This is a genomic window from Mycobacterium asiaticum, assembly GCF_001673365.1.
Classification (GTDB): domain Bacteria; phylum Actinomycetota; class Actinomycetes; order Mycobacteriales; family Mycobacteriaceae; genus Mycobacterium; species Mycobacterium asiaticum_A.
On the sequence record NZ_LZLS01000050.1, the window covers coordinates 21407 to 42183 of the forward strand.

Annotated in this window: 23 protein-coding genes and 1 pseudogene; 9 read left to right on the forward strand and 15 right to left on the reverse strand. The window is 65.7% G+C overall.

Annotated elements, in window-relative coordinates; genetic code table 11:
• Positions 1–143 precede the first annotated feature (143 nt).
• On the forward strand, positions 144–1613 hold the full coding sequence (locus tag A5634_RS05635; RefSeq protein ID WP_065143097.1) for a flavin-containing monooxygenase: 1470 nt from the start codon (positions 144–146) through the stop codon (positions 1611–1613).
• Here the strand turns inward: A5634_RS05635 and rraA are convergent.
• The 9 genes from rraA to A5634_RS28575 form a co-directional block, all read right to left on the reverse strand.
• Complete coding sequence (gene rraA, locus A5634_RS05640; RefSeq protein ID WP_065143098.1) at positions 1610–2095, reverse strand: ribonuclease E activity regulator RraA; 486 nt, start codon at positions 2093–2095, stop codon at positions 1610–1612. The genes A5634_RS05635 and rraA overlap by 4 nt on opposite strands.
• Positions 2096–2098: 3 nt before the next feature.
• Complete coding sequence (locus tag A5634_RS30275; RefSeq protein WP_065143099.1) at positions 2099–2557, reverse strand: Rv3852 family protein; 459 nt, start codon at positions 2555–2557, stop codon at positions 2099–2101.
• Positions 2558–2625: 68 nt separating this feature from the next.
• Positions 2626–2802 carry a hypothetical protein gene (locus A5634_RS28020; protein ID WP_155769375.1) on the reverse strand — a complete coding sequence of 59 codons (177 nt, stop codon included), beginning with the start codon at positions 2800–2802 and terminating at the stop codon, positions 2626–2628.
• The gene (locus A5634_RS05650; RefSeq protein ID WP_065143100.1) at positions 2802–3455 is read right to left on the reverse strand and encodes a DUF6474 family protein; all 654 of its coding nucleotides are present in this window, start codon (positions 3453–3455) and stop codon (positions 2802–2804) included. The genes A5634_RS28020 and A5634_RS05650 overlap by 1 nt, the downstream gene beginning before the upstream one ends.
• A 123-nt stretch (positions 3456–3578) precedes the next feature.
• A complete protein-coding gene (locus A5634_RS05655) occupies positions 3579–3977 on the reverse strand; it encodes a helix-turn-helix transcriptional regulator (RefSeq protein WP_065143101.1) in 399 nt (132 codons plus the stop codon).
• Positions 3978–4437: 460 nt separating this feature from the next.
• A complete protein-coding gene (locus A5634_RS05660) occupies positions 4438–5169 on the reverse strand; it encodes a TMEM165/GDT1 family protein (protein WP_065143124.1) in 732 nt (243 codons plus the stop codon).
• Positions 5170–5412: 243 nt separating this feature from the next.
• On the reverse strand, positions 5413–5946 hold the full coding sequence (locus tag A5634_RS05665; RefSeq protein WP_065143125.1) for a peptidase: 534 nt from the start codon (positions 5944–5946) through the stop codon (positions 5413–5415).
• 232 nt (positions 5947–6178) lie between these two features.
• Entirely contained in the window at positions 6179–6802 is a 624-nt protein-coding gene (locus A5634_RS05670) for a superoxide dismutase (RefSeq protein ID WP_065143102.1), read from the reverse strand.
• A gap of 168 nt (positions 6803–6970) precedes the next feature.
• Positions 6971–7123, reverse strand: a complete 153-nt coding sequence (locus A5634_RS28575; RefSeq protein WP_172831630.1) for a hypothetical protein — start codon at positions 7121–7123, stop codon at positions 6971–6973.
• Between the two features lie 560 nt (positions 7124–7683).
• Between A5634_RS28575 and A5634_RS05675 the strand changes: the two genes are divergently transcribed.
• Together A5634_RS05675 and A5634_RS05680 are read left to right on the forward strand one after the other, a co-directional pair.
• Positions 7684–8724, forward strand: a complete 1041-nt coding sequence (locus A5634_RS05675) for a DUF4328 domain-containing protein (RefSeq protein ID WP_081290219.1) — start codon at positions 7684–7686, stop codon at positions 8722–8724.
• Positions 8725–8728: 4 nt separating this feature from the next.
• Positions 8729–9553: a glycerophosphodiester phosphodiesterase gene (locus tag A5634_RS05680; protein ID WP_065143103.1), complete on the forward strand. Its 825-nt coding sequence runs from the start codon at positions 8729–8731 to the stop codon at positions 9551–9553.
• Positions 9554–9653: 100 nt separating this feature from the next.
• Here A5634_RS05680 and A5634_RS28890 read toward each other — a convergent pair whose 3' ends face one another.
• Both A5634_RS28890 and A5634_RS05690 read right to left on the reverse strand, forming a co-directional pair.
• Positions 9654–10802: an LCP family protein gene (locus A5634_RS28890; RefSeq protein ID WP_065143104.1), complete on the reverse strand. Its 1149-nt coding sequence runs from the start codon at positions 10800–10802 to the stop codon at positions 9654–9656.
• A gap of 36 nt (positions 10803–10838) precedes the next feature.
• Complete coding sequence (locus A5634_RS05690; RefSeq protein ID WP_065143105.1) at positions 10839–11618, reverse strand: DUF2470 domain-containing protein; 780 nt, start codon at positions 11616–11618, stop codon at positions 10839–10841.
• Between the two features lie 94 nt (positions 11619–11712).
• On the opposite strand from A5634_RS05690, the gene pheA reads away from it, so the two are divergent.
• Positions 11713–12654 carry a prephenate dehydratase gene (gene pheA / locus A5634_RS05695; protein ID WP_065143127.1) on the forward strand — a complete coding sequence of 314 codons (942 nt, stop codon included), beginning with the start codon at positions 11713–11715 and terminating at the stop codon, positions 12652–12654.
• The gene (locus tag A5634_RS05700) at positions 12651–13340 is read left to right on the forward strand and encodes a histidine phosphatase family protein (RefSeq protein ID WP_065143106.1); all 690 of its coding nucleotides are present in this window, start codon (positions 12651–12653) and stop codon (positions 13338–13340) included. The genes pheA and A5634_RS05700 overlap by 4 nt, the downstream gene beginning before the upstream one ends.
• On the opposite strand, the gene A5634_RS29215 is transcribed toward A5634_RS05700, so the two are convergent.
• From A5634_RS29215 to A5634_RS05710, 3 genes and pseudogenes are all read right to left on the reverse strand, one after another.
• The gene (locus A5634_RS29215) at positions 13317–13532 is read right to left on the reverse strand and encodes a hypothetical protein (protein WP_081290220.1); all 216 of its coding nucleotides are present in this window, start codon (positions 13530–13532) and stop codon (positions 13317–13319) included. The two genes, A5634_RS05700 and A5634_RS29215, sit on opposite strands and share 24 nt — an antisense overlap.
• Positions 13529–13935 (reverse strand): annotated as a pseudogene (locus tag A5634_RS05705) (metallopeptidase family protein). The gene A5634_RS29215 and the pseudogene A5634_RS05705 overlap by 4 nt, the downstream one beginning before the upstream one ends.
• A gap of 4 nt (positions 13936–13939) precedes the next feature.
• On the reverse strand, positions 13940–15382 hold the full coding sequence (locus A5634_RS05710) for a septum formation family protein (RefSeq protein ID WP_437339946.1): 1443 nt from the start codon (positions 15380–15382) through the stop codon (positions 13940–13942).
• Between the two features lie 109 nt (positions 15383–15491).
• Between A5634_RS05710 and serS the strand changes: the two genes are divergently transcribed.
• Together serS and A5634_RS05720 are read left to right on the forward strand one after the other, a co-directional pair.
• Positions 15492–16748 (forward strand): serine--tRNA ligase, encoded by a 1257-nt coding sequence (serS, locus tag A5634_RS05715; RefSeq protein WP_065143108.1) that lies wholly within the window; start codon positions 15492–15494, stop codon positions 16746–16748.
• 75 nt (positions 16749–16823) lie between these two features.
• A complete protein-coding gene (locus A5634_RS05720) occupies positions 16824–17924 on the forward strand; it encodes a GGDEF domain-containing protein (RefSeq protein ID WP_065143109.1) in 1101 nt (366 codons plus the stop codon).
• On the opposite strand, the gene A5634_RS05725 is transcribed toward A5634_RS05720, so the two are convergent.
• Entirely contained in the window at positions 17921–18442 is a 522-nt protein-coding gene (locus A5634_RS05725; protein ID WP_065143110.1) for a DUF2834 domain-containing protein, read from the reverse strand. The genes A5634_RS05720 and A5634_RS05725 overlap by 4 nt on opposite strands.
• A gap of 87 nt (positions 18443–18529) precedes the next feature.
• Between A5634_RS05725 and A5634_RS05730 the strand changes: the two genes are divergently transcribed.
• Both A5634_RS05730 and A5634_RS05735 read left to right on the forward strand, forming a co-directional pair.
• Positions 18530–19156, forward strand: coding sequence for a TetR/AcrR family transcriptional regulator (locus A5634_RS05730; protein WP_065143111.1), 627 nt, complete (start codon positions 18530–18532; stop codon positions 19154–19156).
• Positions 19157–19205: 49 nt separating this feature from the next.
• Positions 19206–20774, forward strand: coding sequence for a phytoene desaturase family protein (locus A5634_RS05735; protein ID WP_065143112.1), 1569 nt, complete (start codon positions 19206–19208; stop codon positions 20772–20774).
• The last annotated feature ends 3 nt before the right edge of the window (positions 20775–20777 follow it).

Consider the following 20777-nt stretch of genomic DNA (forward strand, 5'->3'; position numbering starts at 1 on the left):
TACATGGCGTCGAGAAACTCGACAGCATGTCGAGGTTCTACTCGATAAGCCGTCGTGGCCGTCCTCGCCGAGGTGCTTTGCAACCGCCATCGCCGCTCGACACTTCGTTGGCGGCCTCAACACAGCGTTGATAACGTGGCGCTATGACTGAGCACCTGGACGTTGTCATCGTGGGCGCCGGCATCTCCGGGGTAAGCGCCGCCTGGCATCTACAGGACCGCTGCCCGGATAAGAGCTACGCCATCCTGGAAAAGCGAGCCGATATGGGCGGCACCTGGGACCTGTTCCGCTACCCCGGAATTCGGTCCGACTCGGACATGTACACCCTCGGATTTCGGTTCCGTCCCTGGACGGAACGCCAAGCCATCGCCGATGGCAAACCGATCCTCGAATACGTCAAGAGCACCGCGGCCATGTACGGCATCGACAAGCACGTCCGGTACAACCAGAACGTCGTCGGTGCCGACTGGTCGAGCGCGCAGAACCGGTGGATCCTGCAAATCGACAGCGAGGGCGCACCGCTGACGATCACCTGCTCATTTCTCTTCCTGTGCAGCGGCTACTACAACTACGACGAGGGCTTCACGCCAACTTTCAAAGGCGTCGAAGAATTCACCGGCCCGGTCGTACACCCCCAGCATTGGCCCGAGGATCTTGACTACGAGGGCAAAAAGGTGGTGGTGATCGGTAGCGGCGCAACCGCTGTCACTCTCGTTCCGGCACTGGCGAATTCGGGCGCCGAACACGTCACGATGCTGCAGCGCTCACCCACCTACATCGTGTCGCAGCCCGAACAGGACGGCATTGCCGACAGGCTTAATCGCTTCCTGCCGGAGCGGGCGGCCTATACGGCCATCCGGTGGAAGAACGTACTGCGGCAGCAGGCGGTATACGGAGCGTGCCGGAAATGGCCGCGGCGCATGCGGAAGATGTTCATGGGTATGGTCAAAGCCCAACTGCCCGAAAACTACGACGTGCGAAAGCATTTCGGTCCGCATTACGGCCCGTGGGACCAGCGGCTGTGCCTGGTGCCCAACGGCGATCTGTTCCGGGCGATCAGGCACGGAAAGGCCGACGTGGTTACCGACACGATCGAGCGGTTCACCCCGACCGGCATCCGGTTGAATTCGGGCGCCGAGCTGCAGGCCGACATCATAATCACCGCAACGGGATTGAACCTGCAGCTGTTCGGCGGCGCCACCACCAGCATCGACGGCGCTCCGGTCGACCTGACCCGAACGACGGCATACAAGGGCATGATGCTCTCCGGCATCCCCAACATGGCTTACACGGTTGGTTACACCAATGCGTCATGGACGCTGAAGGCGGATTTGGTTTCCGAGTTCGTCTGTCGCCTGCTGAACTACATGAGCGACAACGACTTTGACACGGTAACCGTCGAAGAGCCAGCTGCCGACGTCGAAGAACGCCCGTTTATGGAATTCACTCCCGGCTACGTGCTGCGTGCCCTCGACGAGCTGCCGAAGCAGGGTTCGCGCACACCGTGGCGGCTAAATCAGAACTACTTGCGCGACATCCATCTGATCCGGCGGGGCAAGATTAGCGGCGAAGGTCTGCGATTTGCCAAAAAGCCAGCGCCCGTATCGGTTTAATCTCCTGCTGCGACGACGACAATGCCGTCGTCGTCGCTGTAGGCCACTTGGCCCGACACGAATGTCACACCGCCCAAACTGATTTCGACGCCGCGTTCGCCGGCACCGGTCTTGGTGCTTTTGCGCGGATTAGTGCCGAGGGCCTTGATGCCGATCTCGATGCCGCGCAGCGCGGCCGCATCTCGCACCGCGCCGTTGACGATAAGACCGACCCAGCCGTTCGCGCGTGCCAACTCGGCAATCAGGTCGCCGACCAACGCGGTGTGCAGCGAGCCGTCGCCGTCGATCACCAATACCCCGCCATCGCCCGGTTCCGACAGCACCGACTTCAGCAGCGCGTTGTCCTGAAAGCAGCGGACCGTAGTGATCGGCCCGGCGAACTCGCTGCGGCCGCCGAACTGGCGGAATTGCAGGTCACAGCTGCGCACATCGGGGCCGATGTCGTCGACGAGATCGGCCGTCGGTCGAAAGGACAGGGCCATAGATCAGCGACGGCGCAGTTGCCGGACCAACAGCATGGCGAGCACGCTGAGAGTGACCGCAACCACCCACGGCACCGGCGATTGCAACGCAGACGGCTCGGATGGCTCCGCGGGCAGCGGGTTCTTGGCGCGCTCGACAGTCGATTTCGCTTGTGCGGCCGCATCTTTCGCCGCAGCAAGCTGTCCATTGGTTTCGGCGAGCCGGGGCAGGTCGGCGGGCTGCTGCGCGGGCGGTTGCTGCGCGGGCGGCTGCTGCGCGGGCGGCTGCTGCTCGGGTGGGGAGACCTTCTTCGCAGGTGCCTTCTTGGCCGGCGCCTTCTTCGCGGCGGCCTTCTTGGCGGGCGCCTTCTTCGCGGGTGCCTTCTTGGCCGGTTTAGCGGCTGCGGCCTTCTTGGCGGGTGCCTTCTTGGCGGGCGGCTTCGATTCGGGTTCGCCCTCGGGCCGATCCTGCGGGTCTGCCATGCGGCCGCTCCTTTGCAGCTTGGTCGTCGCTCAACACTTAGGTTTCATCATGCCAGGGCGCCCAGGAGCTATGGCCTGCGCCGTACGGACCAAATAGCGACGACGGCGACCGCGGCAACGGCTCCCAGCACGAACGGCCAGGCGGGCATCTCGGCGTCGGGATCGGGAGCGGCGGCGGTCAAGACGGCGGTCAGCATCAGGACCGCACCCAGCAGTCCGACCCGGATGAGTACCCGTGCGAGCATCAGACGCCCAGGCGGGCGAGCAGGTCGCCTTCGATGCCGTCGAGCTGGGACGAGATGGCCGCGTGCGCGGCGCGGCGTCGCTGGGTCGGCATGTTCTCCGCGGTGGTGATGGCCGCGGACAGGTCGCCGAGGCGCTCACTGATCGCCGTGACGAACTGCTTGGTTTCGGCATCCTTCGGTTTCTTTTCCTGCACCGCCCGCAGCGATTGCTCGGCTCCGGCTACCCGCGCCGACAACCGTGCGCCGTGTCCGGAGAACTGGCCGATCTGCGCCAACGGAATGCCGAGCTGGTCGGCGCGGCGTTGGTCGATCAAACCGCGGGCTGCGACAGCTGCCCGGTAGATCAGCGGCGTCAGTACCGGTGCCAGCAACCGGGAGACCGTGAAAACCCGGCGGATTCGGGTGGGGGAGAGCAACTTGCCTTCGCGCACCGCCTTGAGCTCTGTTTCGGCGACCTTCAAGGCGGTCTTGTCGCTGTCCTTCTGGGCCTTGAGCTGCGCGCTCAATGCCTTCTCGGCAGCCTTGCGATCGGCCTTGATGCGGCGCCGGTCGTTCTTGGCCAACAACCGGGCTTCCAGCTTCGCGCGGGCCTTGATCGCGCGGGCTTCGGCGCGACGAGTCGCGCGGCTCTTTCGCTTGCCGAACAGGCCCATTCCCGGCCGCCTCCCGGTATCTCGTGAACTGACGCGGTGCGTGTGCGCGAGCGCTGGGCCAACCCTAATCCGCGCAAGCGGCGGTCAGACCGCCAGGGTGAATCCGCCGCTGGGCGCGGGTGCTTACGCGTCGAGTCCTTCGGCGCGCCGCAGCTCGTCGATCCGGTCGAGGACCTTCTGCTGTGCCTCCGCCGGCAACCCGTGGGCCCTTTTCGCGATGCGGCGCACACCGTCGTCGTGCACCACGGCATAGAACTCGAGTTCCTTGTCGAGCTTCTCGTAGTAATCGTCGTCGGTGAAGTACGCCGGCTTGATCCGGAAGAAGTTGGCGAGCGCGGCCATGGTCGCTGACGACGGGTTCGTACGGTTGCCGGAACGTAGCTGCGAGAGGTAGGGAGCCGACATCGTGATGCCCTCCGCTTTGAGCGCAGCGATCACCTCGGCAGAGGTGTGCGCACCTCTGCCGGGCGGATACACCGTGTCAAACAGGCGGTTCAGGCGGGCAGCGAACGTCGTGCTCATCGATATGACCTCCACCGGAGCTGTAAGAGCAAACGATTGTCTATAGGTATTTGCTGACCATGGTAGCCACTGTTCGTGGCCACCACCAAGTGCAAACCTACTCGTATTCAATATGGGCGTGCCGGGCGACCGGGTAGGACGCCCCCGATGAGCATCCAAACGATTTGGCCGGGTGTCCATAAAATGACTGAATTTCACAGGTTATCCGCAGAATGCGTCATGCGAACGGACGCAAAACGCTCCGATCGGTATGGGTCGCGACGGGATTTGTCGACCTCCGCAGCGGCGGTAAGCGGGGCCGCGGGCAACGAATGAGCAGCCAAAAAGCGACCACTGGTCACTTTGCTGATGATCCCCTCGCCGGCGCCAGCTGCCGAACGGCGGCGCTGCAGCAGCCCGTCGAGACGACTCAAAAGAGGACCGAGGAGGCACTGTCAGCGGGCCTGCGGCCCGGTCGCAATCAGAGCCGCCGCGTCGGTCCCGGATGTGTGGTGTTCGGTATCTGCCAGTCGGAGCTCGGGGCCCGCGCGGCCGCTTTGCGCCGCCGCTGAAGAGTTTGCGCCGCGATTGCGGTCGCGGCCGCCATGCCGACCGCTGCAGTCACTCCTACGGCCACCCAACGCCACCCGAGCGCGCCGTCGAACAACATCCACAAGCCGAAAAGGAGGAACAGCAAGCTGGCCAGCATGTGCAGGAGTTGCTCGGGTAGCCGTTGGTGCAGCAGCAACCCCGCACCGATCGCCAGGCCGTCGGCGAGAATCATGCCCAGGGTGGAGCCGATCCACACGCCAACCCAGTTCTGGTCGCTGGCCAACGTGATGGTGGCCAGGGTGGTCTTGTCGCTCATCTCGGCCAGCACGAACGAGGAGATCACGGTGAGTAGGGCGAACCGCGTGTTGCGCGGAGTCGGCGTCTCGTCTTCGCTTTCGGCGCCCTCATGCCACGTCCAGGCGGCGAAAATCAGGAAGGCGATCGCCGAGGCGAAGGCCATTGCGCGGGCTGGCAGCGTGGCGCCCAGGAAATGGCCTATCGCCACCGAGACGCCATGCACCGTGAATGACGCGATCGCGACCCCGGTCAGCACCACCCACCAGCGATAGCGCAGCGCGTAGGTCATGGTCAGAAGCTGGGAACGGTCGCCTAGTTCGGCGACAAAGACCACTCCCAGACTCAGCAGTATGGCGGCGAGCATGAAAATCGACCTTTCGACGCGTTGCCAATAGCCGTTTGGAAGCCAAACGGACATCGGACATCGGTCGAAGGTCTCACCCACCGTCCAATTGGATCGGTTCGCCGGCCGGGCTTTCGCCAGTATGTCGACACGACGATTCGGGGCTACTCCCCTTCGCTGACAATCCCACGTTAGCCGCGATATTCAGCCCGCGCTAGCGCAACAGCCGAGTTCGGCCAGCCGTATACATTGATTTGTATTCGCTTATGCGGCAAGGAGCATCGCCAGAATTGCGGTGTCGGGATGGCTGATCGGATCGACGCCGACGCGGCTCACCATCGAGGTGATGGTGCCGTCGGCTTCCGCTTCCACCCACGCCGCCCGGTGCTCCAAACCCAAATACGGCAACCCGGGCAGCAATACGCATCCCGACGCCGCGCCGGTGCATTCCGGAAGCGACGGCGTGGTCTCTGATGGCGGGTGCAGCATCAGCAGCGCGGGCGGTTGATGATCCGCGAAATAGCCCGGCTGGATAGCCGTTTCGCCGAAGACGGTTCCTTCGGCCAGCACCAGGCCCACGGTTCCCGGGGCCGGCTCGTCCGGCAATTCCTCGCGGGCGCCGAAGACCGTTGTGGTGGAGAGCAAACCGGGCAATGATGCAACCCGAACAGCCACCATCAACAATTGAGCCCACTCTTTGGTGGAATCGGGCCAACGTCCGGAAATGACAAACCCTTTCAACGCACCCCGAGCGTGAAAGGGAGCAACACCTATAGGTCGATCAGACCCAGCATCCATTTTGCCCTCCGTGACGCCTTCATCCGAAGTAACCACGCTGGTAGCTCGAAACAAATGGTAGTCCGAATGATTAAGCATGCGCGGGCTTTTGGCGTCACGCAAGTCGACACGGGCCGGTAGCTGCCAGCGTTACGGATTGGCAATACGGACGGCCCGCGATCAAAAGGTTCCGCAAAAGGACACGGGCGCCGCGCATTGTCGCGCGACGCCCGAGTCCTGCGAGATCAGACAATCAGGGGAAAATCAAACCCGATGTCTTCGAAGTGGCCGCTTCGTAGCGGGACTGAACGTCTGCCCAGTTGACCACATTCCAAAAGGCCTTGACGTAGTCGGCTTTGACGTTCTTGTACTGCAAGTAGAAGGCGTGCTCCCACATATCGACCTGCAACAGCGGAATGACGCCGAGCGGGACATTTGCCTGCTGGTCGTAGAGCTGGAAGGTGAGCAGCCGCCCGCCCAGCGTGTCGTATCCGAGCACAGCCCAACCCGAGCCCTGCAGCCCGTTGGCCGCGGCGCTGAACTGTGCCTGAAACTTGTCGAACGATCCGAACTGGTCGTCGATGGCGGAGGCCAGGTCACCGGTGGGTTTGTCGCCGCCCTCGGGCGACAGGTTCTTCCACCAGATGGAGTGGTTGACGTGGCCGCCCAGGTGGAAGGCCAGGTTCTTCTCGTTCAGGAAAATCGCCGAGTGGTCGCCTTTGGCGCGGGCCTCATCGAGCTTGGCGACAGCGTCGTTCAGCCCCTTGACGTAGGTGGCGTGGTGCTTACTGTGGTGGATCTCGTTGATCTGACCGGAGATGTGCGGCTCAAGAGCTGCATAGTCCCAGTCCAAGTCGGGCAGGGTGTATTCAGCCACGGCTTTCCTTCCTTTGATAAGCGGATCGTCTGACGTGTCACTAGCGGGGTCCCGCCACGCGGCGACCTGGCATATTCAACCCTGCTCCATGTCCGCGGATGCCGCAAGGACGAGCCAATGCCAGGACACCCGCCCCGTATACCCGGGCCAGGTCGGATCAAGCTGAAATCAGGACAGCGCGATAAGGGCCAAAACAGCGAGCAGGGCCAGCGCGATCAGGCCGGCACGCAGAGATGCCACGACGTAGGCCTGGTTCCAGGCGGGAGATCCTGAGTACGAGTTCGACGGCGTTGATCCCGAACGGAACGAATGTGTAGCCATCAAACTCCTCCCACCTAGAACGTTCACCTGACCCGCGAACGACACGCACAAGACACACGTGAGGTGCGTCACAGTCAGGTCTCGTGTCCGCGATCATAGCGTTAAGTCGCGGGCTTGGCTAAACCGCTGCGCGGTGGCGTCGGTTCCTGCGGATCGCGAACGTCTTCGCCGACGCGCGAAGCCCGTCAAACTTTGTGGCTCTTTAGATGTTTGGCCCCCCGCAACCGTGGGTAAAATAACTCCGAGCCGCGACTAACGTCGCGGCAATCGATTTCGCTCAGAGCACGGCGAGGCTGTCGATTGCTACGCCTCGTTATCGCAACGTTATCCACAACCGGCCGCAAATCTGGCCGATAGAGGCTGTGCCGAAGGGCTATCCCCGCTGTGGATAAACCTGTGGAAATTGTGGATAGCCGCTCTTAGCTGTGGCCCGCGTCACTTAGTTGATCTAATGTGGCCCGCTTCACACCCAAGCCGCCACCACTCAGGCGTGCCGCGCGTCTCTTCTCTCTGGACAGTCTCTCCGGGGTCTCTCTGGACCGCACGGCTAGGCTGGTCCGGTGATTCAGGTGTGCTCCCAGTGCGGCACGCGATGGAATGTGCGCGACCGGCAGCGCACGTGGTGCCCCCGCTGCAGAGGCGCGCTATTGGCACCGCTGGCCGACGTGCCAGCTGGTGGTCCCCGATGGAGTCCGCCGCCCGCGCCGCGGGTGCCGGTGCCCCCCGCCATGCCACGCACACCGCCGCGACTCCCACCTGGTTTTCGCTGGATAGCGGTGCGTCCGGGCGCCGCACCTCCGATACGCCGGGTACGACGGCCACTGGGTCCCACCCCCCGCTACGCCGTCATACCTCGTTGGGGCCTGGCCGACCGGGTGCCCCAACCCATACCGGCGGCCCCGGAGGCGGCCGTCAAGGCCGGCCCGAATGCCGACACTGTCCGCGTGCTGATGTTCGCCACGCAGTTGGTGCTCGCGGCCGCCGCACTGGTCTACGCGGCCCGATACGGCTTGTTGATCTACAACCGCGACACGCTGCTGAACTCGTGGGTGGCCGGCGCGGCGGACTGGCTGGGGATAGCCGCCAGTGTGGCCGTCTTGGCGGCGCTGCTGAGCTGCTTTGTGGTGCTGATCAAATGGCTGATCGCGCGGCGGGCGTCCGCGTTCAGCTACCACGGACTGCCGGAACATCGCACGGCCCGCAGGTTGTGGGCCGGTTGTCTGCTGCCGTTCGCCAACCTGGTGATGGCGCCGGTGTACGTCATCGAACTCGCGCTGGTCGAAGACCACTACGAGCGGGTGCGCAAACCGGTCATGATCTGGTGGGTCACCTGGATTGCCAGCTATGCGGTCTCTCTGTTCGCCCTGCTCACCAGCCTGACCAGCGATGCTCAGGGCATCGCTAACAACACCATCATGGTGGTGGTCGCATACCTGCTCGCCGCGGTCACCATCGGCGCGGTCGCCCGAGTCTTCGAGGGATTCGAACGTAAACCGGTCGAGCGCCCCGCGCACCGCTGGCTCGTCGTCGAGCGGGACCGGCCGGCGCCGAACCAATCCGCCGCTGCGGTTGAGTCGGAGGGACAGGAACCGGCAGCATAGGCCTATGACGCGGGCGGATGAGGTCCTCGCCGGGCATCCTTTCGTGGTTGCCCATCGCGGTGCGTCGTCGTCGCGCCCGGAGCACACCCTGGCTGCCTACGATCTGGCGCTCAAAGAGGGCGCCGACGGCGTCGAATGCGACGTCCGGCTGAGCAGTGACGGACACCTGGTCTGTGTGCACGACCGCCGGTTGGATCGGACTTCGACCGGGGAGGGTCCGGTCAGTACGACGACCCTTGCCGAGTTACGCGAGCTGGAATACGGCGTCTGGCACGACAGTTGGCGTTCGGACGGCACGCACGGCGACACCGGTCTGCTGACACTGGACGCCCTCGTCGCACTGGTGCTCGACTGGCACCGGCCGGTGAAGATATTCGTCGAGACCAAGCATCCGGTGCGGTACGGCTCGCTGGTGGAGAACAAGCTGCTGGCGTTGCTGCACCGCTTCGGCATCGCCGCACCGCCGTCCGCGGACCGCTCGCGGGCGGTGGTGATGTCATTTTCGGCGGCCGCGGTGTGGCGGGTGCGCCGCTCGGCGCCGATGCTGCCCACAGTGCTGCTCGGCAAGACGGGCCGCTACCTCACCAGCAGTGCGGCCACCGCGGTGGGTGCCACCGCGGTGGGGCCCTCGCTGGCTGCGCTGCGGGACTATCCACAACTGGTGGACCGTTCGGCCGCGCAGGGTCGCTCGGTGTATTGCTGGACCGTCGACGACTACGCCGACATCGATTTCTGCCGCGAGGTCGGGGTGGCGTGGATCGCTACCAACTACCCCGGCCGCACCAAGGCGTGGTTGGAGAAACGCGAGGCGAGCGAGAACAGCGGCTGACGTATCGATCCGGGCCGGATGCCTGCGCGTCACGAGCCGAACCACACCACTAAAAAGTCGGCTTAAAACCGCAGCCAGGTTCGGCTCGCGGCCAGAAGAATTACGGCACCGCCGCGTCAGAGTTCAGCGCGTCGAACAGCTCGCGGGCAGCATCGTGATCCCACACCACCACTGAGCCGACGCCGTTGTCGGTGAACTCGCCGATCGGCACGGTGATCGCGGTGATGTCTCCGTGCAGAGTCCAGCCGAGCCGGGCCAGGTCCCATGCGTGGTCACCGCGATCGACGGTCAGGGCTGCGGCGGCCGCGTGCGGTACGCCGTACCACCGCCACGGGTTGAGCCATACCGCCGGGCTGGTGGCGCGGTGCAGTAGCGCCGACATGAACTCTCGCTGGTGGGTCATTCTGTCCAGATCCGCGCGGGGGGTTGCGCGAGTCCGGACGTAGCCCAGTGCGTTGCGGCCGTTCAACTGCTGGCAGCCGGCGGGCAGATCGAGCCCGGCCAGCGGATCGTGAATCGGGTCGGTCGGGCACACCGTCACCCCGCCGAGCGCGTCGACGAGGGCGGCGAATCCGCCGAATCCGACCTCGGCGTAGTGGTCGAGACGGAGTCCGGTGGCTTGCTCCACCGTCTGCACCAGCAGCGGCGCACCGCCGATACCGAACGCGGCGTTGATCTTGTCTTTGCCTTGACCGGGAATCGGCACGTAGGAGTCGCGCGGTATCGACACCAGTGTGGGCGGCGTGCTGGATCCGAAATCCGGGACGTGCACCAGGATGATCGTGTCGGTACGGCCGGTGCCCACATCGCCCCCGGTCGCCAGGTCTTGCTGCTGCTCGGCGGATAGGTCCTGGCGACTATCGGAGCCGACCAGCAACCAGTTGGTGCCGCGGCCGGGCGCGGGCCGGTCCGCGTAGTCGGTCAGTACCGTTGCCCGGCGCACCGCCGAGTCGAACCACAGCAGGCCGCCCAGCACACCGGCGGTAACCAGCAGCAGCACGACCAACAGGCTCAACGCTGTCGTCCGAACCCAGCGGCGCTTCCCGCGTTTGTGGCGCGGCTTCGGTCGCGGCTTCGGCGCCGCCGGACGTGGGGGTGGGGCTCCGGTGCGGGAAGGGGCCGCGGCAGGTGGGTGCTCGCGGCGACGTATGACCTGGGATGGTTCCGGCTGCTCAGAACGCGGCGGCGACGGTACCGACGGGCGGGGTATGTGCCACTCCGGACGTCCTGGTGATCGATCCCCGTTCACCCGGATAAACGTACGTGGCGCATCCCCGGCAGACGCTCAGTGCCGCGCGCGCAGCCCGTTCACAAATGGGCAACCCATCAGAACGCGAATGGCCTGGCTGAGTCCGTTCATGTCGTCGACGGGCTTGTGAAACGGCAGCCGGATGTCGCGGTCGCCGTCGCTTCCCTCGACCCGGAACCGCATGCCGTACCGGTCCAGGCCGAGGGGACGGACGTGCTCGCGACGCAGCGGCGCGGGCAGTCGGGAAACCAGGCGCGCCACCACATCGTCGTGGGCGGTCGAGAGGTGCCACAGCAACGTCGATTCGACTTCGCAGAACGGGTCCGGCCGGGCCATCAGCAGGTCGCCGACGCTGACGGGCTCGGCTCCGGTTGCGTCGGTCACCACCACGGAATCGATCTCGAGGCGCAACAAGGTGTAGCGAGTGTCGCCGTCGTCTGCCGGGCTGTTCGGTCGGTGAACTTGTAGCAGAACGGGATCGGGGTCCTCGGCGGCGATCAGATCGAGCAGCTTGGTCACCGCGCCCGCCGGGATTCGATGCAACCTGCCGCGCACCCAAACCAGCGAGCGGACGGGTTCACGCAGGGGCAACGGCGCGTAGTCGGTCAGCTCCAGCAACGCTTGGGTGCCGCAGTCCGGTCCGTCGAACTCTTCGCCCGGGACCGCGACCGCAAAAGTGCCGCCGTAGAGCAGGTGGTGCACGGGTGTGGCTACCGGATCTGAACCGTCGACGGCCAACAAGGCGCCGCCGGCCCGGGCACAGGCGCTGCGAATGCGTTCTGCAGTCGTGGGCGTCGGATGTGTGACCGGTAGCACGCTTACCTCCCTATTTAGGTAAGCCTAAGGTAACTTAGGGACGAAGCGGTAGCAAGGACCACCCCGGAAGTGACGCGCCGTTAGGGTTGTGGACGTGGCCCGCATCGCTTATCTCGGTCCGGAGGGAACGTTCACCGAGGCGGCGCTGCTCCAAATGACCGCCGCCGGACTGGTTCCCGGCCACCAGCCCGCCGCCGTGCAGCGGCTGGCGGTGCACAGCACGCCCGCCGCACTGGACGCGGTGCGAGACGGCAAGGCGGACTACGCCTGTGCGCCGATCGAGAACTCGATCGACGGATCGCTCGCACCCACCCTGGACAGCCTGGCCATCGGATCGCCACTGCAGGTCTTCGCCGAGACCACCCTGGACGTTGCGTTCAGCATTGCGGTTCAACCCGGCCGCACCGCGGTCGACGTGCGCACGGTGGCGGCGTTTCCCGTGGCTGCCGCGCAGGTGCGGCAGTGGCTCAACGCCCAGCTGCCCGATGTCGAACTCAAGCCGGCCTACTCCAACGCGGACGCCGCGCAGCAGGTGGCGCACGGGCAGGTCGACGCCGCGGTGACCTCCGCACTGGCCGCCTCGCACTGGGGTTTGACGGCGTTGGCCGAAGGCGTGGTCGACGAGTCCAACGCCCGCACCCGCTTCGTCCTGATCGGCCCGCCTGGACCTCCGCCGGCGCGGACGGGTGCCGACCGCACATCGGTGGTGCTGCGGCTCGAGAATGTGCCCGGTGCGCTGCTGCTGGCGTTGACCGAGTTCGGCATGCGTGGCATCGATCTCACCCGGATCGAATCCCGACCCACCCGTACCGGGCTGGGCACCTACAGGTTCTTCGTGGACTGCGTCGGTCACATCGACGACGGTGCGGTGGCCGAGGCACTCAAGGCGCTGCACAGTCGTTGTGCAGAGGTGCGTTACTTGGGTTCTTGGTCCACGGGCGAGATTGCGGGCGTGCCGCCGCCACCGTCTGACGAGGCCTCCAGCTGGCTGGCGCGGTTGCGGACCGGCGGCGACCGGGGGGAAGGGCAGCAATGAGTGGCCGGTTGATTCTGTTGCGGCATGGACAGTCGTTCGGCAACGTCGAGCGCAGGTTGGACACGCTGCCGCCGGGCGCGGCGTTGACCCCGTTGGGCCGCGATCAGGCGCGGGGATTCGCACGGGGCGGGCACAGCCGCCCGGCGATCCTGGCGCACTCGGTGGCGGTCCGCGCCTCGCAGACGGCGCAGGTGATCGGCACGGAACTGAAGGTGGCCCCTCACGAGATGGCCGGCATCCACGAGGTTCAGGTCGGCGAACTGGAAAACCGTAACGACGACGACGCGGTCGCCGAGTTCAACGCCATCTACAAGCGCTGGCACCTCGGCGAGCGTGATGTCGCGCTGCCCGGCGGCGAGACCGGTAACGAGGTGCTGGATCGGTACGTGCCGGTGCTCACCGACCTGCGGATGCGCTATCTGGACGACGACAGCTGGGACGGCGACATCGTCGTGGTCAGCCACGGCGCGGCGATCCGGCTGGCGACCGCCGTGTTGGCCGGGGTGGACGGCAGCTTCGTGCTGGACAATCCGTTGAACAACGCCGAGTCGGTGGTGTTGGCGCCGATTACCGACGGGCGGTGGAGTTGCCTGCGGTGGGGCGCGCTAACCCCGCCGTTCTACCCCGAACCCGATGTCACGCCGGTTGCGGACGCTGTCGCGTCAAGCACCGACCCCATGGGCTGATCGGAACAGATCGCCGGTCGCCTCCGCGCAGACGCAGCCCACTACCTCGCAGTCGACGACGAAGACGTGGGTGAACAACTCGGGAGCGACGCAGTCCGGCTCGGTACATTCCGGCCTGCCGAATGAATGACGAATGATGGTGCCGTGGCAGTGATCTAAGCCTGCCCGGCAGTCGCGGCAGCCTGTGCTCATAAGCCGTTCTTAGCACCGGTTGCCGACAAATCAGGGATGTTTGGCGGAATGTTCAGCCCCAACCCAGTTCGTCGAGCCTGTCGTCGTCGATTCCGAAGTGATGCGCGATCTCGTGGATCACCGTGATCGCGACCTGGTCGACTACCTCTTCGGGTGATTCGCAGACATCTAACAGCGCCTCGCGGTAGATCGTGATCGCGTCAGGCAACGCGCCGGCATAGTCAGAGTCGCGTTCGGTTAAGGCCACTCCTTCGTAGAGGCCGAGCAGACCGCTCTCGGCGGGATGGCGGTCGGCGACCAACACCACGACGTTGTCCATGGCCGCCGCCAACTCGGCCGGGATCAGGTCGAGTGCGTCGGAGACCAGTTCGTCGAACCGCTGCGGGTCCATCCGGACGGGCACGAGGCTAGCCCGGCGGAGCCTCGCCGGGAGGCGGCCCTTCGGGTGCCTGCGCCGGTGGCGGTGCCCCGCCGTCCGCCGGCGGCGCCTGGGCGGGCGGTGCTTGCGGAGCCGGCGACGACGGTGCCCGGGTGGGCGTCACCACCGGCTGCTGATTCGGCAGATGCTGGTTGCCCGGCGGAGCGGTCGGAGTTTGTTGCTGCGGTTGTTGTTGGGCGGGTGCCGATGGCTGCTGGGTCGGCACCTGCACCGGAATCGACGGCAGCGTGAGCCGTTCCGGTGGGATGTCGGGCGGCGGTACCGGCGGCTGGCCATTGATGAGCAACGGCCCTTTGGCGCTGTTCACCAGGGTGGCCCAGCCGCCGTTGCCTAGCGTGGCCCCGATGCTGCACGCGACCTCGCGGCTGCCCGCCGACCAACTCGGCAGCGACACCGTGGGGTAGATCAGCGTGAGCGTCGTGGTGCGCAGCTTGATCGGCGCAAGGTAGGCGTCCGTCATCTTGGTGCACGCGTCCTTGATGAACCCGTCCTGCTCGGGTTCGGGGGGCAGCGCGGTGGGGAACTTCTCGGCCAGGTTGACGGTGCCGGTGACTTCCATGGCGTGCGGCGCCGCGCAATCGACGGGAACGTCGACCGGCTGGTTGGTGGTCGAGTCGATACCCAGACAGGTACCGGCGGGCCAGACTTTGGACTGGTCGATGTCGGTGACCTTGCCTTTGAAGGCGACTTGTTCATTGTTCGGCCCCGGTAGCTGCAGTCCGCACAGCATGCGGCGCTCGCCGGCCGAGCGCCAGGCGCGGTCTCCGGCCCACAGCATGCTCACGGTGAACTTGCTGTTGGGGTCGAACTTGGTGCCGAGGTAGCGGCGCACGGCGGGATCACACTGCTCGGCGTTGATCTGCTGGATGCGGGCCGGCGAGGGAGGTGCGGCGTTGGGACCGTATTCCGATCCCGGGAAGGTCCGCATGTCGATCGACTCGGCCACCTCGAAACGGTGGTCGTCGGCGCAGCTGACAATGGTGGCCGCCTCCGGTGTGGCGTCCGGCCAGTTGAGGCAGTCCCCGCTGACGGCGCGGGCGAAGGTGGCGTTGCCCTTAGAGCCGGTGCTAGGCATCGGGTTGTCGTCGATGTAGCCGGCCAGCCGTCCGGGACCGGTGACGGGCAGCGCGGTGACCAGGCCCGCGATCAACAACGCACCCAGCGCGGTGAGCAGCAGCGCACGGCGGGTGGCGGACGCCTGCAGGGCGAGCGGCCAACGGAACCCGCCCGATCGCTTGCGCGCTACTTCGGTGGCCGGCGCGTCGTCCTCGACCACTTCGTCGGCAACCAGCGCGGGTTCGGCAGCGGTCAGTTCTTCAGACGCTGGCACAGCCGGCGACTCTTCCGCGTCGTCACCGGCGGGGTCGTCGGGTACCGGGTGTTTCTTGTGCAGGTCCAACATCGGCTCCATTCTGACAGGGCCGACCGAGTGCCGTGAAAAATGATGCTCAGGTGAGATCGGGGCGAGACCGGGCGGGTGGCCTGCCAGCCAGCCACAACGCCAAAAGTAGTCTTGCGCCGTGATCGACCTGAAGCTGCTCCGCGAAGAGCCCGACGCCGTACGACGCTCCCAACTCAGCCGCGGCGAAGACCCAGCCTTGGTGGACGCATTGCTGACGGCTGATGCCGCGCGTCGCGCGGCGATCTCGACGGCCGATTCGCTGCGCGCCGACCAGAAGGCGGCCAGCAAGAGTGTCGGTGCAGCCTCTGCCGAGGAGCGTCCGGCGCTGTTGCAACGCGCCAAGGATCTCGCCGAGCAGGTCAAGGCGGCAGAAGCGGAACAGGTTGCGGCCGAAACCTCGTTCACGGCGGCCCATATGGCGATTTCGAACGTCATCATCGACGGGGTCCCGGCCGGGGGAGAGAACGATTTCGCGGTCCTCGAACTCGTCGGCGAGCCACCTGCGCTGACCGACCCGAAGGATCACCTCGAGCTCGGCGAATCGCTCGGGCTGATCGACATGAAGCGCGGCGCCAAAGTGTCCGGGTCCCGGTTCTACTTCCTGACCGGCCGTGGCGCGCTGTTACAACTCGGTCTGCTGCAGTTGGCCCTGCGAGTGGCTGTCGAGAACGGTTTCGTGCCGATGATCCCGCCCGTGCTGGTGCGACCGGAAGTGATGTCGGGCACCGGCTTCCTGGGCGCGCACGCCGACGAGGTCTACCGCCTCGAAGCCGACGACCTTTACCTGGTCGGCACCTCCGAGGTGCCGTTGGCGGGTTATCACTCCAACGAAGTCCTGGACTTATCGGACGGCCCCCTGCGGTATGCGGGCTGGTCGTCGTGCTTTCGCCGGGAGGCCGGCAGCTACGGCAAGGACACCCGCGGCATCATCCGGGTGCATCAGTTCGACAAGGTGGAAGGCTTCGTCTACTGCCGTCCCGAAGATGCCGAGGCCGAACACCAGCGGCTGCTGGGCTGGCAGCGCGAGATGCTCGCGCACATCGAGGTGCCCTACCGGGTGATCGACGTGGCCGCCGGCGATCTCGGCTCCTCAGCCGCGCGCAAGTTCGACTGCGAAGCATGGGTTCCGACCCAGGCCGCCTACCGCGAGCTGACCTCGACCTCGAACTGCACGACGTTCCAGGCGCGCCGGCTGGCCACGCGCTACCGGGACGCCAATGGCAAGCCGCAAATTGCGGCCACCCTCAATGGCACGCTGGGCACCACCCGCTGGCTGGTGTCGATCTTGGAAAACCATCAGCAGCCCGACGGCAGTGTCCGCGTCCCGGCGGCGCTGGTGCCCTACGTCGGCACCGAGGTGATCGAACCGGCCTGAAATGCCCGATCAGGCCTAGAGCCGCAGATACCTAGCTGAACTAGTATTTGTCGCAGCACCGGGGAGGTGAATGCGATGGGGTGGCTCGGTCTGTGGTGGCGGCAGCCGGATCACTACGACCAGCTCGATTCCCTTTTGCACGCGCGCGGGATGGCCGGGCGCACCCGCGCGTCGATCGCATTCATAGGTGCGGCGTTGGCCGGCGTCATTCTCGTGACGCTGTGGAGCGAGACCGGACCGCGCGGTGCCCTGCAGCAGGGAGCCGCGCTGGCCGCGGCCGGTGGCGCCGCACTCGGCGCGCTGCTGTGGGCGCTGCGCTGGCCGACCCGCGGCCAGGCAATCGGCTTCACCCTGCTTGCCAACGCCAGCATCGCGGTGGGCGTGCTGGCCCAGGGCAACCCCCTCGTGGCGATGTTGGCATGCACGGCATTCGCCACGATGGCCGGCTATATCGCGCTGTTTCACGCCGCCCCACTGATGCTGTACAACTTCGTGGTTGCCGCGGCGGTCGGTGTCGTCGAGTCCAAGCGCGTCGCGGACGTGCATGGAGTGCTCACGTCGGCGTGCGCCTACACGCTGGTGATCACGCTCAATCTCGCAGTGCCGTTCGGTATTCAGGCCGTGGCGCACGTGCTGGGCATCGATGCGATGCGCGCCGAACGCGATCAACTCACCGGCCTGCTGAACCGGCGGGCATTTCATCTGCGCGCCAAGCAGCACCTGGAATCCGGCCGCCCTCTGGCGGGTCACCTGGTGATCAGCGTGATCGATCTGGACCGCTTCAAGCAACTCAACGACCGGTTCGGGCACGGTGCCGGCGATGATGCGTTGGTGGCGGTGGCCCACGCCTTGCAGGAGTACACCGACGACACCGCAGTCCTGGGCCGCGTGGGCGGTGAAGAGTTCGTGATTGCCGACATCTGGGATCCCGCCGAGGTGAACTTGCGGGCGCAGCGGCTCTGCGACGCCATTGCCGCCTTGCCGTTCCAGATAACCGCGAGCCTCGGCACGGCCATTGCCGACGCGGGTTGGCGGGTACCGCCAGCCCTGGACACCCGTGCCGCGCTCAACGAACTGATCTCGTCGGCCGACAACGCGATGTACGTCGCCAAACGGCGCGGCGGAAACCAGACCTATCACTACCAGGGCCCGAACAGCGATTACCGCAGCGCTTAGGCGCGGGTCTTCGAGGCCGCCGAAGCCGGTGCCGCCGACGCCGCGGCACGCTCGTGGCGGTGCTGGCGCTCGATGGTGGCGAAGTAGAACGCGAACGCGAACGCGAAGCTGGTGAACAGGCTGCTGACGAAGAACAGCCAGGGCCGCTTGAAACCGCGCCGATAGCCGTCGACTATCGAAAACAGCGGCAGCAGAATGACATTGGCGATCGTGTAGTCCTGGCTCGCCGATCCCGCGGCCGGGTTGGTGTACATCAACTGGATGTACTGCGTCCAGCTGCCCGGACCCCAGATCGGGTTGTGCATCCCGGTTATCCCGTGTGGCGCGTAGCCCTGCACGAACCGGATGTTGAAGTACCAGCCCAAGGCGATCGAGGCGACGCCGACGACGTAGTACACGATTTCGAGCGTGGAGAACGCGGGACCGTTGGCCGGTCTGGCATAAACCGCCGGATTTGATTTGACGATCCACAAGATGACGGCGATACCGAGGACAGCGTGGGCGATGAGCGACACCATGGCCGCAGTCTCACCCCGCCGTAGAAGTTTTGTCAATATTGTCAAAACGAGTACATAGGGAAAACTTCGGCTTGGTACGTTACTGAGATGGTCAGGCCAGCGCAGACAGTGCGCAGCGAACGCACCCGCGAGGCGTTGCGGCAGGCCGCGGTGGTGCGTTTTTTGGCCCAGGGTGTCGAAGACACCTCGGCCGAGCAGATCGCGGCCGATGCCGGGGTCTCGCTGCGAACCTTCTACCGGCACTTCAGTTCCAAACACGACCTGCTCTTCGCCGACTACACCGGCCTGAACTGGTTTCGCGCCGCGCTGGAGGCCCGTCCCGTCGACGAACCGGTGATCGACTCCGTGCAGGCGGCGATCTTCGCGTTTCCCTACGACGTCGAAGCCGTCACCAAGATCGCCGCCCTTCGGGGTGGTGATCTGGATCAGGGCCGCATCGTCCGGCACATCCGCGATGTTCAGGCCGATCTCGCCGATGCGATCGAGGCTCAGCTACAGCTCCGCAGACGCGCGGCGCAGCAGACCTCCGAGGACCGGTTGCGGGTCACGGTGCTCGGCCGCTGCATCGCGGCAGCGGTTTTCGGTGCCATGGAGGCCTGGATGGTCGGTGAAGACCGGTCGCTGGGAGCGTTGGCCAAGATGAGCCACCTGGCGTTGGAGTCGCTGCGGGCGGGCATCGCCGACACCTGGACTTCGCCGCAAGTTTCGTCATAATTGACAAAACTTCGCCCGCGTGCCAGCCTCCAATCCGGGAGGTAGCCGCATGTCTGAGTCAGGAACCGAGTACGACGCGATCGTCATCGGCGCAGGCCACAATGGCTTGACCGCGGCGGTGCTGCTGCAACGGGCGGGACTGCGCACGGTCTGCCTGGACGGCAAGCTCTACGCGGGTGGCATGGCCTCCACTGTGGAACTGTTCGACGGCTACCACTTCGAGATCGCCGGGTCGGTGCAGTTCCCGACCTCTTTGGAAGTGATCAGCGAACTTGGCCTGGACACTCTGCCGACGGTGGATCTGGAGGTGATGTCGGTAGCGCTGCGCGGCGTGGGCGATGACCCACTGGTGCAGTACAGCGATCCGATGAAGATGTTCGCTCATCTCAACGAGGTGCACGGGGCGGATGCTGTGGCCGGAATGGGTGGCCTGTTGATGTGGGCCCAAGCGCCGACCCGTGCGTTGGGCCGCTTCGAGGCCGGCACACTGCCCAAAACATTCGACGAGATGTATGCCTGCGCCACAAACGAATTCGAACGCTCCGCGATCGACGACATGCTGTTCGGCTCGGTCACCGATGTGCTGGACCGCTACTTCCCCGACCGCGACAAGCATGGCGCCATCCGGGGATCGATGACGGTCCTGGCCGTCAACACCCTCTACCGCGGCCCGTCCACGCCGGGTAGTGCCGCCGCACTCGCCTTCGGGCTGGGCATCCCCGAGGGCGACTTCGTGCAGATGAAGAAACTGCGCGGCGGCATCGGCGCGCTCACCGCGCACCTGGCTCGGGTGTTGGAGGACAACGGCGGCGAAGTGCGGTTGCGCTCCAAGGTCAGCGAGATCCTGGTCACCGACGGGCGAGTGGCCGGCGTGCGCACCGAAGCGGGCGACACCTTCTCGGCCCCGATCGTCGTCTCCTCGATCGCGCCCGACGCCACGCTCAACGACCTGATCGACCCCGCCGCGCTGCCGTCGGAAATACGCGAACGGTACGCCCGCATCGACCACCGCGGCAGCTACCTGCAGATGCATTTCGCGCTCGAGGAGGCGCCGCAATTCGCCGCCCCGTATGAGGCGCTCAACGACCCGACCATGCAGGCGTCGATCGGCATGTTCTGCACGCCGGAGGAAGTCCAACAGCAGTGGGAGGACTGCCGTCGCGGCATTGTGCCGGCCGATCCGACGCTGGTGTTGCAGATTCCGTCTGTGCACGACCCGGATCTGGCGCCCGAGGGGAAGCACGCCGCATCGGCGTTCGCGCTGTGGTTCCCGATCGAGGGCGGGGCCGACTACGGTCAGGCCAAGGTAGAGATGGGCCAGCGCGTGATCGACAAGATCACCCGGCTGGCACCGAATTTCGAACGCAGCATCATCCGGCACACCACCTTCACGCCCAAGCACATGGGGGTGATGTTCGGTGCGCCCGGCGGCGACTACTGCCACGGCCTGCTGCACTCCGATCAAGTCGGGCAGAACCGCCCGGGCCCGAAAGGCTATATCGGACAGCCAATTCCGATTCAGGGACTGTATCTGGGCAGTGCCGGGTGTCACGGCGGGCCGGGCATCACCTTCACACCGGGCTACAACGCGGGACGGGCGGCCCTGGCGGACCGCTAACCG

Excerpts from the sequence above, each read along its gene's own strand:
- A5634_RS05655 (WP_065143101.1), bottom strand. The coding sequence starts at position 3,977 with ATGAGCACGACGTTCGCTGCCCGCCTGAACCGCCTGTTTGACACGGTG.
- A5634_RS05665 (WP_065143125.1), bottom strand. The coding sequence starts at position 5,946 with ATGGATGCTGGGTCTGATCGACCTATAGGTGTTGCTCCCTTTCACGCT.
- A5634_RS05725 (WP_065143110.1), bottom strand. The coding sequence starts at position 18,442 with ATGGTGTCGCTCATCGCCCACGCTGTCCTCGGTATCGCCGTCATCTTG.
- A5634_RS30275 (WP_065143099.1), bottom strand. The coding sequence starts at position 2,557 with ATGGCAGACCCGCAGGATCGGCCCGAGGGCGAACCCGAATCGAAGCCG.
- rraA (WP_065143098.1), bottom strand. The coding sequence starts at position 2,095 with ATGGCCCTGTCCTTTCGACCGACGGCCGATCTCGTCGACGACATCGGC.
- A5634_RS05730 (WP_065143111.1), top strand. The coding sequence starts at position 18,530 with ATGGTCAGGCCAGCGCAGACAGTGCGCAGCGAACGCACCCGCGAGGCG.
- A5634_RS28575 (WP_172831630.1), bottom strand. The coding sequence starts at position 7,123 with ATGGCTACACATTCGTTCCGTTCGGGATCAACGCCGTCGAACTCGTAC.
- A5634_RS05735 (WP_065143112.1), top strand. The coding sequence starts at position 19,206 with ATGTCTGAGTCAGGAACCGAGTACGACGCGATCGTCATCGGCGCAGGC.
- A5634_RS05720 (WP_065143109.1), top strand. The coding sequence starts at position 16,824 with ATGGGGTGGCTCGGTCTGTGGTGGCGGCAGCCGGATCACTACGACCAG.
- A5634_RS05660 (WP_065143124.1), bottom strand. The coding sequence starts at position 5,169 with ATGCTCGCCGCCATACTGCTGAGTCTGGGAGTGGTCTTTGTCGCCGAA.
- A5634_RS05710 (WP_437339946.1), bottom strand. The coding sequence starts at position 15,382 with ATGGAGCCGATGTTGGACCTGCACAAGAAACACCCGGTACCCGACGAC.
- A5634_RS29215 (WP_081290220.1), bottom strand. The coding sequence starts at position 13,532 with ATGAGCACAGGCTGCCGCGACTGCCGGGCAGGCTTAGATCACTGCCAC.
- A5634_RS05680 (WP_065143103.1), top strand. The coding sequence starts at position 8,729 with ATGACGCGGGCGGATGAGGTCCTCGCCGGGCATCCTTTCGTGGTTGCC.
- A5634_RS05650 (WP_065143100.1), bottom strand. The coding sequence starts at position 3,455 with ATGGGCCTGTTCGGCAAGCGAAAGAGCCGCGCGACTCGTCGCGCCGAA.
- A5634_RS05700 (WP_065143106.1), top strand. The coding sequence starts at position 12,651 with ATGAGTGGCCGGTTGATTCTGTTGCGGCATGGACAGTCGTTCGGCAAC.
- A5634_RS28020 (WP_155769375.1), bottom strand. The coding sequence starts at position 2,802 with ATGCTCGCACGGGTACTCATCCGGGTCGGACTGCTGGGTGCGGTCCTG.
- A5634_RS05635 (WP_065143097.1), top strand. The coding sequence starts at position 144 with ATGACTGAGCACCTGGACGTTGTCATCGTGGGCGCCGGCATCTCCGGG.